At 35.0% G+C, this 15,653-nt stretch carries 16 protein-coding genes and 1 pseudogene; 2 read left to right on the top strand and 15 right to left on the bottom strand.

Translation table 11 applies throughout. The features are described 5' to 3' along the window. Positions 1-15: 15 nt before the first annotated feature. From trpA to AD60_RS07750, 7 genes are all read right to left on the bottom strand, one after another. On the bottom strand, positions 16-792 hold the full coding sequence (gene trpA / locus AD60_RS07780; RefSeq protein ID WP_103927557.1) for a tryptophan synthase subunit alpha: 777 nt from the start codon (positions 790-792) through the stop codon (positions 16-18). Further along, positions 789-1,970 carry a tryptophan synthase subunit beta gene (gene trpB / locus AD60_RS07775; protein ID WP_103927561.1) on the bottom strand — a complete coding sequence of 394 codons (1,182 nt, stop codon included), beginning with the start codon at positions 1,968-1,970 and terminating at the stop codon, positions 789-791. The genes trpA and trpB overlap by 4 nt, the downstream gene beginning before the upstream one ends. 84 nt (positions 1,971-2,054) lie before the next feature. After that, the gene (locus AD60_RS07770; RefSeq protein WP_103876912.1) at positions 2,055-2,681 is read right to left on the bottom strand and encodes a phosphoribosylanthranilate isomerase; all 627 of its coding nucleotides are present in this window, start codon (positions 2,679-2,681) and stop codon (positions 2,055-2,057) included. Continuing rightward, positions 2,674-3,438: an indole-3-glycerol phosphate synthase TrpC gene (gene trpC, locus AD60_RS07765; RefSeq protein WP_103927556.1), complete on the bottom strand. Its 765-nt coding sequence runs from the start codon at positions 3,436-3,438 to the stop codon at positions 2,674-2,676. Before trpC ends, AD60_RS07770 begins: the two co-directional genes overlap by 8 nt. Positions 3,439-3,572: 134 nt before the next feature. Continuing rightward, positions 3,573-4,607 carry an anthranilate phosphoribosyltransferase gene (trpD, locus tag AD60_RS07760; RefSeq protein ID WP_103927555.1) on the bottom strand — a complete coding sequence of 345 codons (1,035 nt, stop codon included), beginning with the start codon at positions 4,605-4,607 and terminating at the stop codon, positions 3,573-3,575. Next, positions 4,600-5,190, bottom strand: a complete 591-nt coding sequence (locus AD60_RS07755; RefSeq protein ID WP_199177873.1) for an aminodeoxychorismate/anthranilate synthase component II — start codon at positions 5,188-5,190, stop codon at positions 4,600-4,602. The genes trpD and AD60_RS07755 overlap by 8 nt, the downstream gene beginning before the upstream one ends. Before the next feature lies 1 nt (position 5,191). After that, on the bottom strand, positions 5,192-6,670 hold the full coding sequence (locus tag AD60_RS07750; protein ID WP_158248407.1) for an anthranilate synthase component I family protein: 1,479 nt from the start codon (positions 6,668-6,670) through the stop codon (positions 5,192-5,194). Between the two features lie 330 nt (positions 6,671-7,000). On the opposite strand from AD60_RS07750, the gene AD60_RS07745 reads away from it, so the two are divergent. Then, positions 7,001-7,324, top strand: coding sequence for a DegV family protein (locus tag AD60_RS07745; protein WP_233186861.1), 324 nt, complete (start codon positions 7,001-7,003; stop codon positions 7,322-7,324). A gap of 139 nt (positions 7,325-7,463) precedes the next feature. On the opposite strand, the gene AD60_RS07740 is transcribed toward AD60_RS07745, so the two are convergent. Next, positions 7,464-8,420, bottom strand: coding sequence for an ROK family protein (locus AD60_RS07740; RefSeq protein WP_103876917.1), 957 nt, complete (start codon positions 8,418-8,420; stop codon positions 7,464-7,466). A gap of 275 nt (positions 8,421-8,695) precedes the next feature. On the opposite strand from AD60_RS07740, the gene ispD reads away from it, so the two are divergent. Then, the gene (gene ispD, locus AD60_RS07735; RefSeq protein WP_103927553.1) at positions 8,696-9,379 is read left to right on the top strand and encodes a 2-C-methyl-D-erythritol 4-phosphate cytidylyltransferase; all 684 of its coding nucleotides are present in this window, start codon (positions 8,696-8,698) and stop codon (positions 9,377-9,379) included. On the opposite strand, the gene AD60_RS07730 is transcribed toward ispD, so the two are convergent. The 7 genes and pseudogenes from AD60_RS07730 to AD60_RS10510 form a co-directional block, all read right to left on the bottom strand. Then, on the bottom strand, positions 9,376-10,485 hold the full coding sequence (locus tag AD60_RS07730; protein WP_103927552.1) for an amidohydrolase: 1,110 nt from the start codon (positions 10,483-10,485) through the stop codon (positions 9,376-9,378). The genes ispD and AD60_RS07730 overlap by 4 nt on opposite strands. Then, positions 10,482-11,621, bottom strand: coding sequence for an aspartate aminotransferase family protein (locus AD60_RS07725; RefSeq protein ID WP_103927551.1), 1,140 nt, complete (start codon positions 11,619-11,621; stop codon positions 10,482-10,484). The genes AD60_RS07730 and AD60_RS07725 overlap by 4 nt, the downstream gene beginning before the upstream one ends. Next, entirely contained in the window at positions 11,618-12,817 is a 1,200-nt protein-coding gene (locus AD60_RS07720; protein ID WP_103927550.1) for an aspartate kinase, read from the bottom strand. Before AD60_RS07720 ends, AD60_RS07725 begins: the two co-directional genes overlap by 4 nt. Positions 12,818-12,854: 37 nt before the next feature. Continuing rightward, positions 12,855-13,556 carry a 2,3,4,5-tetrahydropyridine-2,6-dicarboxylate N-acetyltransferase gene (gene dapD, locus AD60_RS07715; RefSeq protein WP_103927549.1) on the bottom strand — a complete coding sequence of 234 codons (702 nt, stop codon included), beginning with the start codon at positions 13,554-13,556 and terminating at the stop codon, positions 12,855-12,857. Between the two features lie 41 nt (positions 13,557-13,597). Beyond that, positions 13,598-14,236, bottom strand: a complete 639-nt coding sequence (locus tag AD60_RS07710) for a 4-hydroxy-tetrahydrodipicolinate reductase (RefSeq protein ID WP_103876923.1) — start codon at positions 14,234-14,236, stop codon at positions 13,598-13,600. Then, on the bottom strand, positions 14,233-15,111 hold the full coding sequence (dapA, locus tag AD60_RS07705) for a 4-hydroxy-tetrahydrodipicolinate synthase (protein WP_103876924.1): 879 nt from the start codon (positions 15,109-15,111) through the stop codon (positions 14,233-14,235). The genes AD60_RS07710 and dapA overlap by 4 nt, the downstream gene beginning before the upstream one ends. A 95-nt stretch (positions 15,112-15,206) precedes the next feature. Continuing rightward, positions 15,207-15,653: pseudogene (locus AD60_RS10510) on the bottom strand (diaminopimelate decarboxylase); the annotation flags it as partial.

Genomic DNA, 15,653 nt, shown 5'->3' with positions numbered 1-15,653 from the left:
ATTGCCTCTATTTTTTTACCAAACTTTTAAACTTTTTATAAAACTTTTTATTTCTTTAAGCATTTTAACTTTGTCATCGCTGTTTTTATCTATTATTTTTATGAGAGCACTTCCTACTATTATTCCATCAAAATAATCGATAATATTTTTTACCTTTTCTGGGCTATCTATCCCAAAACCGATAGCTAAAGGTATATCAATATACTTTCTCACTCTTTGTGAATACTCTTTCAAATGTTCTATTGGTGCTTGGCTATCGCCTGTTACTCCCATAATAGATACACAGTATAAAAACCCAGAACATACCTTAGATATTTCTTTTAGGCGCTCTTCTGAGGTGTTCGGAGCAACCAGTAAAATAGGATCGATACCGTTTTCCTTTATTTTTGCGTAAAATTCCTCTTCTTCGTCAAAAGGCAAATCTGGAATTATTACCCCAGAGATGCCAGTATTTACTGAGTCTATTATAAAATTGTTGATACCATAATTGAGAATTGAGTTGTAATAACCCATTAAAACGAGTGGGCAAGTAACATCTTTTTTGATTTCATCCAAAGTTTCAAAAATTTTTTTAAGTGTAACCCCATTTTTTAAAGCTTTTTGGCTTGCTTTTTGAATTATTGGCCCATCGGCTAAAGGATCAGAAAAAGGTATTCCTACCTCTATAATATCAACACCATCTTTGTTTAATTCTAAGATAATTTCTTTTGTAGCCTCTAAACTTGGATCTCCGGCTGTTACATAGGTGATTAAAGCCTTGTTACTTTTGAAAACTTCACTTATTTTGCTCATTCTATTACCTTCCTATTAAGCTTTCTATAAGAATCGACATCTTTGTCTCCTCTTCCAGAAAGATTTATCAGCATGATTTTATCTTTATCGAGTGAAGGTGCAATTTTCATAGCGTAAGCGATTGCATGAGAACTTTCAAACGCTGGGATGATTCCCTCCAATTTCGTTAAGAGTTCGAATCCTTTCAATGCTTCTTCATCTGTTATGGATACATACTTTGTTCTTTTTTCATCATGTAGGTAACTATGTTCAGGCCCCACACCAGGATAATCTAAACCTGCAGAGATGGAATATGCCAGTTGAATTTGTCCATCTTCATCTTGTAAAACGTAAGATTTACTCCCGTGAAGCACGCCTACTTTTCCCGCAGTCAAAGAAGCAGCGTGTTGGCCAGTCTCTAATCCCTTTCCTGCAGCTTCCACTCCTATCAATTCAACATCTTTATCTTCTATGAAAGGATAGAATATCCCCATGGCATTACTACCTCCACCAACACATGCAACTATATAGTCTGGTAACCTCCCTTCTTTTTCTAAAATCTGGATTTTAGCTTCATCACCAATAATCCTTTGGAAATCTCTAACTATTTTAGGATATGGATGTGGTCCTACTACTGAGCCTATAACGTAATGAGTGTTTTCAACGTTTGTAACCCAGTCTCTAATAGCTTCATTTATGGCTTCCTTTAAAGTTTGGCTACCGCTGTATACAGGCACTACTTTTGCTCCCAACAGCCTCATTTTGTATACGTTGAGGGCTTGTCTTCTGATATCTTCTGCTCCCATGTAGACTATACATTCCAAACCAAATCTTGCGGCGGCGGTTGCAGTTGCCAAACCGTGCTGGCCTGCACCGGTCTCTGCGATTATTCTTTTTTTATTCATTCTTTTTGCGAGTAACACTTGTCCCAAGACGTTATTTATTTTGTGCGCCCCAGTATGGTTTAAATCTTCTCTTTTTAGATATATCTTTGGACCTTTAAGGTATTCGGTGAATCTTTCGGCGAAATATAAAGGGGTAGGCCTCCCGCAATAATCTTTTAACCAACCTTCGTATTCATCGATGAAATCAGGATCTTTTGAATATTTTTCATAAGCTTCTTCCAATTCCTCAAGAGCTGGAATCAATGTCTCTGGAACATATCTACCACCATATTGACCAAAATAAGCCTTTTTTATCAAATTTCATCCTCCTTTTTTATTTTTTGCAAATTTAAAATCTTTTTTAGCTCCCCTTCGTCCAGCAACCCACCCGTTTTAAAATCATCCATTTATTTTTATACTGTTTATTTTGTTAATACTTTCTTTTATTATCCTAATATCTTTTTTACCTGGAAACAATTCGACTTTACTGTTTAGATCAACAGCATTAGGTTTGATTATTTTTATAGCTTCAACTACATTTTCTAGGCCTAAACCACCCGCTAAGATGAATGGTTGTTTTATATCTACCTTTTTTAAAATCTCCCAATTGAAAGTTTGTCCTGTTCCGCCTATCTTTTGCCCAATTTTTGTATCGAATAAAAAGTAATCGACAAAATTACTGTATTTGGAGATCTCTTCTAACGAACTTTCATTTTCAATTTTAATAGCTTTTATTGTTTTTAACTTGCATTTTTTGATTAGATCTACATCTTCTGAACCGTGAAATTGAACGTAATCAAACACTTTACTTCTTTCAATTTTTTCTATTTCTTCTATAGTTGGATTAGCTACAACAGCTACCCTACTTACAAATGGAGGTAACTTTTTAGATATTTCAACAACCTTCGGTAATTCAACTTTCCTCGGACTTTCAGCTAAAATAAAGCCTAAAGCATCTACCCCGGCTTCGGATATGTTAATAGCATCTTCAATGTTAGTGATTCCACAAACTTTTACCCTAATCACTGTAAATTACTCCTTTTTCTGGAAAAAACTCCCCAATCTTTGAAACAGGATCGTTTTCTTTCATTAGAGCTTCTCCAATTAATACCCCATCTACTCCCAAACTTCTAAGATAATCGACATCACTTTTTTCTTTAATCCCGCTTTCTGAAATTACGTAAAAATCCTTTCGTTTATCTAACTTTTCAAGTTCTTCTAGTAATTTTTCTGTGTTTCGTAGATTAACAGAAAAATCATTCAAATCCCTGTTGTTTATTCCCAAGATTTCAGTTTCTGTATCTAAAACCTTTATTAGCTCTTGTTGGTTATGAATTTCGACTATAGTCTCTAAACCTATATCTTTTGATATCCTAAGAAAATCAGAAATCTCTTTTTTTGATAGTATTGAAGCTATGAGTAAAATAACGTTGGCTCCTAGAAATAATGACTGGTAAATTTGTATAGGATCGATTATGAAATCTTTTCTTAAAATGGGAAGATTTGTTTGTCTTCTTAGCCTTTTTAAAATTGCTGTACTACCTTGAAAGTATTTTTCATCAGTTAGGATAGAAATAGCATCTGCGCCACCTTTTATGTATAACTCTAATTGCCTTTGCGGATCAAAATTAGTTGAAATAATCCCTTTACTTGGAGAAGCTTTTTTGATTTCGGCTATTAGAGTTAATTTTCCTTTTTGGAAGGAATCTTTTAAGGATATTTTCTTTTCTTTTAGCTTTGCTACTTCTTCCTTTTTTGTTTCTACTATTTTTTCTAAGTACATTTTTCCCTCCTTTTCAAGAGTTTTTCTTTGTTTTAGAGCCCTTTGCCCCGCAGCCCACCGTTTTTTGTGAGCCACTGTCCAATATTTGTTGGTACTTTTTTGTTCAGCTCAATGCCCTCTTTTCCCAAGAAAATCTAGGAAGTTTTCGCTTGTAAAGATAGAAAGTTAGTAAACTCTACCATCTCTTCCAATTTTGACATTGCTTTTTTGCTGTCAATTATTTCTTGTGCATAAGTGATACCTTCTTCTAAACTGTTGACCTTTTTTGCCACATATAATCCAGCTGCAGAATTTAAAACTACTACGTCCCTTTTTGGCCCCATTTCCCCGTTAAATATGTTTAATATTATTCTTCTATTTTCTTCTGCGCTTCCACCTTGGATCTCTTGTATACTGTATTTTTTTAGCCCTAAATCTTCTGGGTATATTTCTAACTTTTCTATCTTCCCTTCATTTAAAAATGCCACTTTATTCTTACCTGAAAGTGAAAATTCATCTATACCCCCCGCTCCGTGAACAACCATCGCCCTTTTAACTCCCAGGTTGTTCAAAACTTCTGCTATAGGATAAACCAAGTTTGGACCGAATATACCCATTAATTGATATTTTACGTTTGCAGGATTCGTTAAAGGCCCTAATACGTTAAAAATGGTTCTTATTCCTAATTCTTTTCTTGGTACAGCAGCGTGTTTAGTAGCTTTATGAAAATCTTGAGCAAAAAGAAAGGCTATATTTATTTCTTTCAAACATCTTTCAACTGAAGAAGGAGGCAAAGATATATTGACTCCAAGAGCTTCTAGAACATCTGCACTCCCACTTTTACTTGATACAGATCTGTTACCGTGTTTCGCAACAGTTACCCCAGCTGCTGCCAAGATAAAAGCTACAGCGGTTGAAATGTTGAAGGTTCCTTTAGCATCTCCACCTGTTCCACACGTATCCATGAGTTCATCGCTTTCAATATAAATTGATGTTGCTTTTTCCTTCATAACCTTCGCACTTGCTGTGATTTCTTCTACCGTTTCTCCTTTCATATGCAGAGCAACTAAAAAACCAGAAAGTTGACTGTGAGTTACTTTACCTTCCATAATCATCTCCATCGCTTGTTTCATTTCGTCTAGACCGAGATTTTCTCCCTTTACAACTTTTTGAAGATAGTAGTTAAACATAGCTGACACCCCTTTCAACTTTAATATTTATAAAATTCTCTATCAATTTTGGACCCACTGTTGTTAATATAGATTCAGGATGGAACTGTACCCCATATATTTGGTAAGTTTTGTGGCTTAAAGCCATGATTTCTCCGCCTTGTGCAGAAGCAATTATTTTTAATTCTTTCGGGAACATCTCGTTTGACACGATAAGTGAATGGTATCTAGTAGCTTCAAAGGGGCTATCTATACCTTTAAATATATCGTGCTTTTCTTTTATATATATCTTAGAAGTTTTTCCGTGGAATATCTCTTTTGCTCTGACAACCTTTCCATTGAAAGCCTCTGCAATGCACTGATGACCTAAACAGATTCCAAGAATGGGAATAACCCCCTTAAAATACTTAATAATTTCGACGGAAATCCCAGCATCTTTGGGAACACCTGGTCCTGGAGAAATTATTATATGAGAAGGCTTGAGCATTTCGACATCTTTTAAAGTTAGTTTGTCGTTTCTATAAACTAAAACATCATCGAACTCACATGCCGTTTGATAAATGTTGTAAGTGAATGAGTCATAATTGTCTATCAAAAGAATCATCTCAGCAATCCCCCTTTTCTAAAGATTTAAACATCGCCATTGCTTTATTGACTGTTTCATAATACTCATTTTCGCCAATGGAATAAGACACTATCCCAGCACCAGCTTGTATCCTGACTTCATTTTCTTTGCACACCATGGTCCTGATTGCGATACTTGTATCTAAATTTCCTTTTGTATCAATGTATCCCACTACACCGGCATAGATTTCTCTTGGTTCGTCTTCCAATTCATCAATTATTTCAATTGCCCTAATCTTTGGTGCTCCTGATACAGTCCCCGCTGGGAACAAAGATTTTAAAACATCCAGTGAGTTTAAATAATCCTTTTTTAAACCTTCAACTTGAGAATAAATATGCATCACATGTGAGTATTTTTCTATTCCAAAAAATTTTGTCACCTTAACACTTCCTTCTTTACATACCCTGCCTAAATCGTTCCTTGCAAGATCAACCAGCATTATGTGTTCTGCCCTTTCTTTCTCATCACTTAAGAGTTCTTTTTCTATGGCTTCATCTGCTTTAGGAGTTCCCCCCCTTTTTCTTGTACCAGCAAGGGGCCTGGTGATTACTCTTTGTCCTTCAACTTTTACGAGCATTTCTGGAGATGAGCCAATGAGGGTCGCCTCTGGGTAATTTAGATAAAACATGTAAGGTGAAGGGTTTATCCTTCTCAGATTTTCATATATTTCAAAAGGATGTTGCGTTATTTTGCAAGAAAACCTTTGAGATAAGACGATTTGAAAAGCCTCACCGGCGTTTATATAATTCTTTGTTTTTTCTACTTTTTCAATGAATTCTTCTTTACTTGTGTGGTGTTTGATCCTCAATTTGACTTGATCGTTGTTTTTTTCTTCTTTTTTTTGAGTAGGAGTTTTTTTCAAATCTTTTAATATCTGATGATTTTCATGTTTAGCCAAAGAAATTCGACCTTCTATATCTTCTTCTGATCCACTATCAACAACATTTACCAAATACCCCACTTTTTCACTTTGATCTAATATCAACGAGATTCTTGGAAATACTAAGATAGATAGTGGTAAATCTCCATGTTTGAGATCTTTATCCATTTCATTATGGTATATATCTTCCCAAACGGAAATAATCTCATAACTGAAGTATCCGACGAAACTCGCAAATAAATCTGGGATATTTAGAATCCTTTCATATTGAATACTTTTTAACTGTTCCTTTAAAAAAGATATGTAATCTGTACTTTCATCAAAAAAAGTTTTGCCTTTTTCAATAAAATTAAGTTTTGTTTTATTCTTGACTATATAACTTAATTTCACGACTTTTAATGGAGTGATTCCTATTAAGGAATACTTTTTCTCGTAGATTGAAAGATTTTCTAGTATAAAAGAATATGGATTATTTAAAGCAATTTTTTTATAAATTACCGTTGGATCGAAATTTTCCAAGCTTATTTTTTCTATAATTGGTAAAATTGATTGATTTATTACAGACTTTTTTGTATACATATTCCCCTCCTTCTCAGCCTTAATTCTTAGTTTGTGCTTTTTGAAAAAAATAAAAGGAGGTCCTTTTATCCCTTTTTTAATAGGAAAAAGACCTCCTAAATTAAAAAAGGGCATCCCTTCAGGGATGCCCTTTGTTACTTTCTAGGCAGATTCTTAGGGGCACCCCTATCCGAGATGCCACCACCAATTAATTATATTTATTGTATTATTTTCTAACTTAGGTGTTTTTAAGAAAAGATTTTCTTGATCAAACATGCTATTACCCCATTAATATCAATTTAATTTTAGTATAACATACTTTTTTAATCTTGTCAAGTTTTCGCAGGGCGTGTGGGGAGATTGAAAGGTGAATTTGCATCTTTATTGAATATAAAACTTATTCTGGCTGGTACTAGAGAAGGTACTATAACTTTATTAGATAAAGTACGAGGAAGTAAAAATGCCATTAAAAAGCTAGTTGATAAAATAGGAGAAGTAAGGAATAATTTGAAAGATAAAGTTTTAGGAATTGCTCACTGCAATGTTCTTGAGAGAGCTGAGTATATCAAAAAAGAAGCAGCTAAAAGATATAATTTTAGAGATATAATTATTGTGGAAACTGCAGGGATAAGCACAGTCTATGCTAATGAAGGCGGAGTTATACTTGCTTTTTAAAGTGGGTTAAATTTTGGAAAATCCCGCCAATATAGGCAGGGATTATGTTTATATTATTTTTTTGCATTTATCTTTGTTTTACACAGCAAGAATGAATGCCTTTCAAACTTTCTTTCGGTTCTAGATAAGAGATTCTTGATTATAAACTATAAGGGTTTTCTTCGGCATAAAAGGCTGCAGATGCTGCTCCTAAAATACCCGCATCTTCTACTAAAGATGATTGTTCTATGGTATAAGTGTCGACGAAACTGCTCATAACATATTTTTTTGTCATCTCTCTTAATGGAACAAAAAGAGCATCCCCAGCTTTGCTTAATCCCCCGCCTATTATAATTTTTTCGGGGTTGAAGGCATGAACATATCCTCCGATAGCCCTTGCAAGTGCATCAATTGCAAAATTACAAACTACAGTAGCAAGAGGATCGTTTTTTTCGTAAGCTTGAAAAACATGTTTTGATTCAATGTTTTCTTTTTTCCCCGCTAATTTTAAAACAAGGCTATCCGGATATCTATCTAGCAGATTTCTAGCTTCTAGTGCAATATATTTTGCAGAAGAAGTAGCTTCAACACATCCTCTATTACCACATCCGCATTGTGGACCATTTGGTATAACCACAACATGACCCAATTCTGGGGCAAGACCATCTTTCCCCGTTAAAAATATGTTGTTACAAACAACACCTGAACCTATGCCTGTTCCTATGGTTAAAGCGATGAAATCCTGCAAACCCTTTGCTTTTCCAAAATACCATTCTCCCAGTGCAAAGGCATTAGCATCGTTTTCTAAAAAGACGTCAACGTTTATATTTTCTTTTATTAAGCTTACCAATTCAAAATTTCGCCAATTTGGAAAGTTTGGGGAAAATCTCACAATTCCATTTTTTCTATCTATTGAACCTGGTGAACCTATTCCTATTGCAGAAAATTCAGTATTTTCCGTTAAAACTTTTACCGTTTTTGTTATATTAGCTATTACTTGGTCATTTCCCTTTTCCACCTCAGTAGGTCTAGAAATCTTTTTGATTATTCCTTTTTTTTCATCGACTAATCCAGCTTTTATCTCAGTGCCTCCCAAATCGATCCCTACTACTAACATTGCGATCACTCCTTGAAGTGTATTTGCTGTCTTCTAGTATATTTGCTCCCCTTAGCCCCGCAGCCCACCCGTTTAAGGAAGGGATCTACGGCTCCTTAGACTCTATTGGGGGAGGGCTCAGCCCTGTGACTTACCCTGCACAATTATGTCAGAAATATATTATAATAAGTTTATCAATCTATTATATCAAATGTAAAATTAATTATTTAAAAAAAAGATGAAGTTCTACTAAACCTATTTTTTAAAATACAAAAATAAAATAAAGGGTGAAGAAAATGGTTTACGCGATTATTGTAGCAGCTGGAGAAGGAAAAAGAGCGGGGTTTAAAATTCCAAAACAATTTGTAAAATTAAATAACAATACAATATTGAGAATCTCGGCTGAAAAATTTCAGCAGTCAAAATTAATAGATAAGTTTCTCGTGGTATCTCATAGAAACTACGTGGATTTAACAGAAAAAGAGGTTCAAACCTTTTCAAAATTTGAGAAAGTAGTAATTGGCGGAAGTAGCAGGCAGGAAAGTGTTTATAATGCACTAATGTATTTGGACAAAAAAGAGAATAAGCCAGATTTTATTTGCATTCATGATGCTGTGAGACCTTTCGTTGATACTAATAAAATAGACGAAAGCATCTACAAAGCAAAAGAAGTAGGTGGGGCTGTTTTGGCAGAAATGGCAGAAAACACCGTTTCTCAAGTCAATAACGGTCGGATTTTAAACACTTTAGAAAGATCCCAGATTTATATGCATCATACCCCTCAAACTTTCAATTTTGCTAAATTACTTAAAGCTTATCAAAATGTGGAAAAGATCTTATCTTCTTTCACAGATGACGCATCTATATTTATTCATGCTGGTTATGAAACATCGATTGTGGAAGATCACAAAAATAACATCAAACTAACAAAAAAAGAGGATTTTGAACTAGCTAGATGTTTTTTTGAATTGAATCCTTAATCTAAAAATGTTTCAAAAACCTTGATCCCAATATCTATTACCTCATCGGGAGGCAAAAATTCAGGGTTATGAAGACCGTGGTGTTCACCTTTGGAACTCCCTAACCAACACATTAGTGCAGGATATTTTTTTGATATAAAACCAAAATCCTCACCCGTCATTTTTAGGCCACAGTCAATAAAATTAAATGTTTTTGAGAGTTTAGGAATAAATTTGTCGTATAGCAATGAATCGTTAACGACTTCCGAATAGAAAGACCCTTTGCTTAACGAATAATCAACCCCTGTCATGGTCTTTATCCCTGACAATATATTTTTCATATCTTCGAAATATTTTAGGCTATTTTCGGAATTAACACCTCTGATACTTCCTTCAACATGGGAATTTCCTGGTAGAATGTTGATCGCGCTACCTGCACTTACTTTACCAACGCCGATTACAAAAGGTTCCATGGGATTTTTTGGAAGTTTATCCAGCACATCTAAAAATATGCGAAGGGCGTTTAATGCATTTTTAGATTGATGGGGAAAGGCAAGATGTGAAGAAACACCTTCAAAATCCACAAAGAACTCAAGGGCTGAAGCAAAAAGCGTACCACGCGTTGAAGCGATGGTCCCCAGGTGGAAGTCATCGTTGACGTGTAGAGCGAAAGCCGCTTTTATATTGAATTTATCCAATATTCCACTTTCGATGACCTTTTGGGCTCCACCCTTTGATTCTTCTGCAGGTTGAAATAAAAATATTATATTTTTTTTTACTTTATTTTTTATTACGTTGATAAAAAAGCCATACAAGATAGCAGTATGAACGTCATGACCACATGCGTGCATGTATTCGTTTTTTGATTTGAAATCAACGTTGGTCTTTTCTTTTATATTTAAAGCATCGATATCTGCCCTAAAAAGAAGGTACTCATCGCCACTGCCACCATTATACTCAACAATAAGCCCTGTTTTTAGAGGTCTATGCACGGTAATATCAACATTGTAAAAGGAAGCTATTTCTTTTACGGTTCTTTCCAATAATTCTGTAGTTTGATACTCTTCAAGAGATAATTCTGGATTCTCATGTATTTTATGTCTCAATTCGTACGGTGAAAGGATCATTTTAAAACCTTCTCTAATTTTACCAATATCTTTTCGATATCGTTATATTCAATATTTAAAGGAGGCAGTAGACGAATCACACTATTATGAAGTACATTCAACAAAAGGCCCTCTTGTAGACCTTTTTCCCTCATTTGAGGGTCCTCTTCTTTTAACTCTATGCCAATCATCAAACCTTTGCCTCGAACTTCTTTTACTTTTTCAAAATTTTTCTCTTTTAAATATTGCATTATGTAATTTCCTTTTTCTTCAACATCCTTCAGAAGAGAAGGGATGTTTTCCACAACGAACCTAGCTCCTGCTAACGCTACAGGGTTTGGAGCAAATGTTGAACCATGTTCTCCTTTTTCAAAAGCCTGAGATAGATTTTCAAGAAATATTGTACCTCCCAAAGGTAAGCCACCACCTATGGATTTCCCGATGGTTACAATATTAGGTGACAACCCAAAATGTTGGTATGAAAAGATTTTTCCTGCTCGTCCAAGCCCAGCTTGAACCTCATCGCAGACTAAAATGAAATTATATTTCCTTTTTAAGTCCTCTATCAAGGATGCGAATTCTAGTTTGATTGACACTATTCCACCAGAGCCGAGAATTGGTTCCACAAAAACAGCCAACGTTTCTTCGCCAAATAAATCGAAGTATTTACTTAAATCTTCTACATCGTTGAACTTAAGTTCTACAGTGTTGGCAAGCAAAGGTTCAAATGGCTCTCTTAGATTTTTAAAACCGTTTATAGAAAGTGCTCCTAACGTTCGACCGTGAAAACCATTTTCGAAATAAACGATTTTATTCCTTTTGTCTGTCGCTCTTTTTTTAATAGCTTTTAAAGCAGCTTCATTTGCCTCTGTTCCCGAATTACTGAAGTAAACGGTACCATTTTTCTCTGTGAAATTAACGAGTTTTTCTGATACGAAAATGGCATCTTCATCGAGAAAAAAATTAGAAGTGTGCATATATCTATCCATCTTTTCTTTCAACGTTTTTAGCAAAGGCGGATAAGAATGCCCAAAACTCATTACTCCTATTCCAGAGAATGTGTCTAAAAATGCGTTACCTGTTTTATCGTAAATGTAAGAACCTTCCGCTCTATCAATTTTTATTGGAAAAGGGTTATAGACTTTTAGTAAGCTCATAAATCAAACTCCTTTGCTAGACTTTCCACAGCTTTTTGTTTATACTCTTTTGGAATCAAACATGAAATTTTTATTTCCGAAGTTGTCACCAAAAATATAGGTACATCTTTTATAGCTTTAAAAAAACGGGAAGCCACCCCTTTTGCCTTTTTCATGCCTATTCCGACTACTGATATTTTGACTAAATCATTTTTAAAATCAATAAAATTCTCATAATCATTTTTAAGAAATGCACTTAAAACTTCTCGGAAATTATCGATCACGCTGTCTACAATACTGAAAGAGATATTGGATTTTTCATTATTTTGTATAATGGATATCATGTCTATGTTGAGATTTTTGCTAGCAGCGATTTCGAAAATTTTATTAATAAAAAAATGATCCGTTGGAAGATTTAAAATAGTGACTTGGATTTGGTTTTCATCCACACTTAAACCTGTTACAACAGGTTCTTCCATATACTCACTGTAATTATCCACTACGTAACTTCCCTCCTCATCAGAAAAAGACGATGCACAGTATAACTCAACATTGAATTTTTTCGCAATTTCTACAGACCTTGAGTGCAATACTTTGGCCCCTAAAGCCGCCATTTCAAGCATTTCATCGTAAGTAACGTACTTTAATTTTTTTGCTTGGGGATAAATCTTTGGATCAACGGTGTAAATACCTGCAAAATTGCTGTATATCTCGCACTTAACGTTTAAAGAAGCTGCTAAAGCAACGGCAGAAGTATCTGAACCACCTCTTCCTAAGGTTGTCAAATCGCCTTCTTCAGTAACACCTTGAAATCCTGTAATAACTAAAACATCGTTGTTTGCAAGATTTTTGTGAATTATCTCCTTGTTTATAGCTTTGATCTGAGCGTCATTGTAATCAGAAGTAGTCAATAAACCTAGTTGAAAGGCATTCAGAGATTTTGATCTGACACCTCTATCGTTCAATATCATAGATAACAAAGAGGCACTGATTTGTTCGCCCGTTGCTAAAAGCATATCCAACTCTCTTGGATTAGGATGCTTGACTGTTTCTTTAGCTAATGCTATCAATCTATTCGTGGTCTCTCCTCTTGCGGAAACCACAACTAATACTTTAAATCCTTCTTCTACCTTGTTACATATTCTCTGGGCAACTTTGTTCACCCTCTCAGAATCTGCAAGAGAGCTTCCTCCATACTTTTGAACTATCAATTTCATATAAACAATTCACCCCGGTAAATTAGGTATGAAATAATTATTTCAATCTTCTAAGTCCTTCTACGAGTTGCGTTTTGGCTTTTGTTTTATCGTCGATCTTCTTAATAAATTTCGCAGGGACTCCCGCTACCACAGAGTATGGTTCTACATCAGAAATTACAACAGAGCCAGCTCCGACTATTGATCCCTGTCCTACTTTCACTCCTTCTAATACAACCGCGTTTGCTCCAATAAGAACATTATCCTCGATCACAACTGGTTGAGCGCTTGGAGGTTCTATTACCCCTGCTACAACAGTTCCTGCCCCAATATGGCAATTTTTACCTATTTGAGCCCTCCCTCCTATAACGACGTTCATATCTATCATCGTGTTTTCTTTAATACTAGCACCTATATTGATAACGGCACCCATCATAATAACACAACCATCGCCTATCTCCACTAGGTCTCTTATTATGGCGCCCGGTTCAATTCTTGCATTGTATTTAGATAAATCTGCCAAAGGGATGGCTGAATTCTTTCTATCCCTTTCTATTCTATAATTACTTATAGAATCTTTATTGTTCTCATAAATTCTTTTGAAATCTTCTTCTTCACAAAACAAGATTCCGAATTCGTCGTTACCATAAAATTCAACATTGGAAAAATCTATTTCTTTAAGGCTACCTTTAAGGTACACCTTTAAAGGATTTTTTTTCTTTGAGTTTGATATTAAATTTATTATTTCTTCGGTGTTCATAATGACCTCCTTTTAACTGTTTTAGCGCCCCTTCGTCCCACTTAAATTACGTCGGTAAAGGTAAAATACCCATTCTTTTTATTTATTACAAACTTTGCCGATTTAAGAACACCTTCTGCGAAGGCTCTTCTTGATAAAGCCCTATGAGAAATACTGAGAACTTCTCCCAAGTTTGCCATGTACAATACATGGTCGCCTGCTACATTCCCGAGTCTTAATGAGCTTATAGGAACATCTTTATTCAAGCTTTCTTTTATCATCTTGGCTGTTCCAGAAGGTTTATCTTTTTTAAATCTATGGTGTGTTTCAACTATCTCAACGTCCCAACCATCGATTTTGTCTTTCAAAATATCTACCATTTTTAAAAATAATTGTATGCCGATTGAAAAGTTGTAGCTTTGAACTACTGGTACCTCTTTAGCTAAAGCCTTTAAAGCTTCAATTTGTTCCTCTTGAAGTCCTGTTGTTCCAATGATCAATGGAACGTTAAATTTTTTCACGTATTCTTCAGTTTTTTCAAAAACTTCAGGAAGTGAAAAATCGATAATAATTTGAGGGTTTTTTTGAAAATACTCACCATCTTTGTCGTATCCCCAGACAAATTCATGGCTCTTCTCTTCAAAGAGGTCTCTTATCTCTTTTCCCATTCTTCCTTTGTATCCGACTATGCCTATCTTCATAAAAGATTCAACCTTTCCATCTCTTCTTTTAAAAGTTTCTCTGTTTCTTGGCTTGCTTTCACCAATGGTAATCTCACGACATTTTCGCATAAGCCCAGTAAAGAAACGGCATATTTGACAGGAATGGGATTAACCTCTTTGAATAAAAGTTTGTTAAGTTTCATAAATTGATTGTTTAATTTTCTAGCCTTTTCTAAATCGTTGTTGAGAATGCTATGGGTTAATTCAACGAAAGGTCTTGGGGCAACATTGGATGCAACCGAGATAAGCCCATCTCCGCCTAAACTCATTATAGGAAGGACTTGATCGTCGTTTCCTGAAAACACCTTAAGAGAATCTGGTTTTATAGAAAATAATTCTCCTATTTGAGCTATATTACCGCTAGCTTCTTTCACTCCAATAACGTTTTTACAGTTTTCGTGAATAGAAACAGCTGTTTCTGGAATTATATTCATGCCGGTTCTCGAAGGAACGTTGTACATTATTATTGGTAAAGTTGTTCTTTCAGAGATGTATTTAAAATATTCTACCAATCCCTTTTGTGTGCTCTTATTATAGTAGGGAGTAACGATTAATAAACCATCAGCTCCAGCACTTTCCGCCATTTTATTGTTTTTCAAAACATGATTCACATTGTTTGTTCCTGTTCCTACAATAACGGGGACCTTTTTATTAACAACTTCTATTACTGTGTTGACTATTTTTTCTCTTTCATCTTCTTCAATGGCAGGTGCTTCTCCAGTAGTTCCCAAAACTATTAAACTGTCAACACCGTTATCAAGCTGATATTCAACAAAAGATCTTAGTGAATTATAATCGACGTTTGTTTCTTGGTCGAAAGGTGTGATCATAGCTGTTCCAAGACCAGTAAACATGTGAAATTCCTCCTTTTAAAATTTTATGTCTTTCTTTTTAGCGCTCTTCCCCCGCCCCCCACCCATAAGGAGATGCAGCCTGTCTTACAATAGAATTAGAAATTTAAAGTAGCAAAGTAATCATCCAACGTTTCGGCTCTTCTTATCATTTTGAATTCTCTTTCTTTGGTGAACAAATACTCAGCAGATCTTAATTTTCCGTTATAGTTGAATCCCATGGAGTACCCATGTGCACCTACATCGTGAAAAATTAGTACGTCTCCCCGTTCCAATTTTGGTAATAATCGATCTGTTGCTAGTTTGTCGTTATTTTCGCATAACGATCCCACCACATCGTACATCTCTTTTTCTTCATCAGGGTTTTTGTTTAAAACCGTTACATGATGATACGCCTTGTACATAGCAGGTCTCAATAAATTTGCAGAGTTAGCATCAATTCCAGCATATTTTTTGTAGGAATCTTTTATGTGCAATACTTTGGTTATTAAGTAGCCATTAGGACCCGTAATGTATCTTCCATGCTCCATATATATCTTTGGAGG

It is taken from the genome of Petrotoga sp. SL27 (assembly GCF_002924605.1).
GTDB lineage: Bacteria > Thermotogota > Thermotogae > Petrotogales > Petrotogaceae > Petrotoga > Petrotoga sibirica.
The sequence above is the reverse complement of the archived record's forward strand: the minus strand, read 5'-3'. Positions and strand labels throughout refer to the sequence as shown.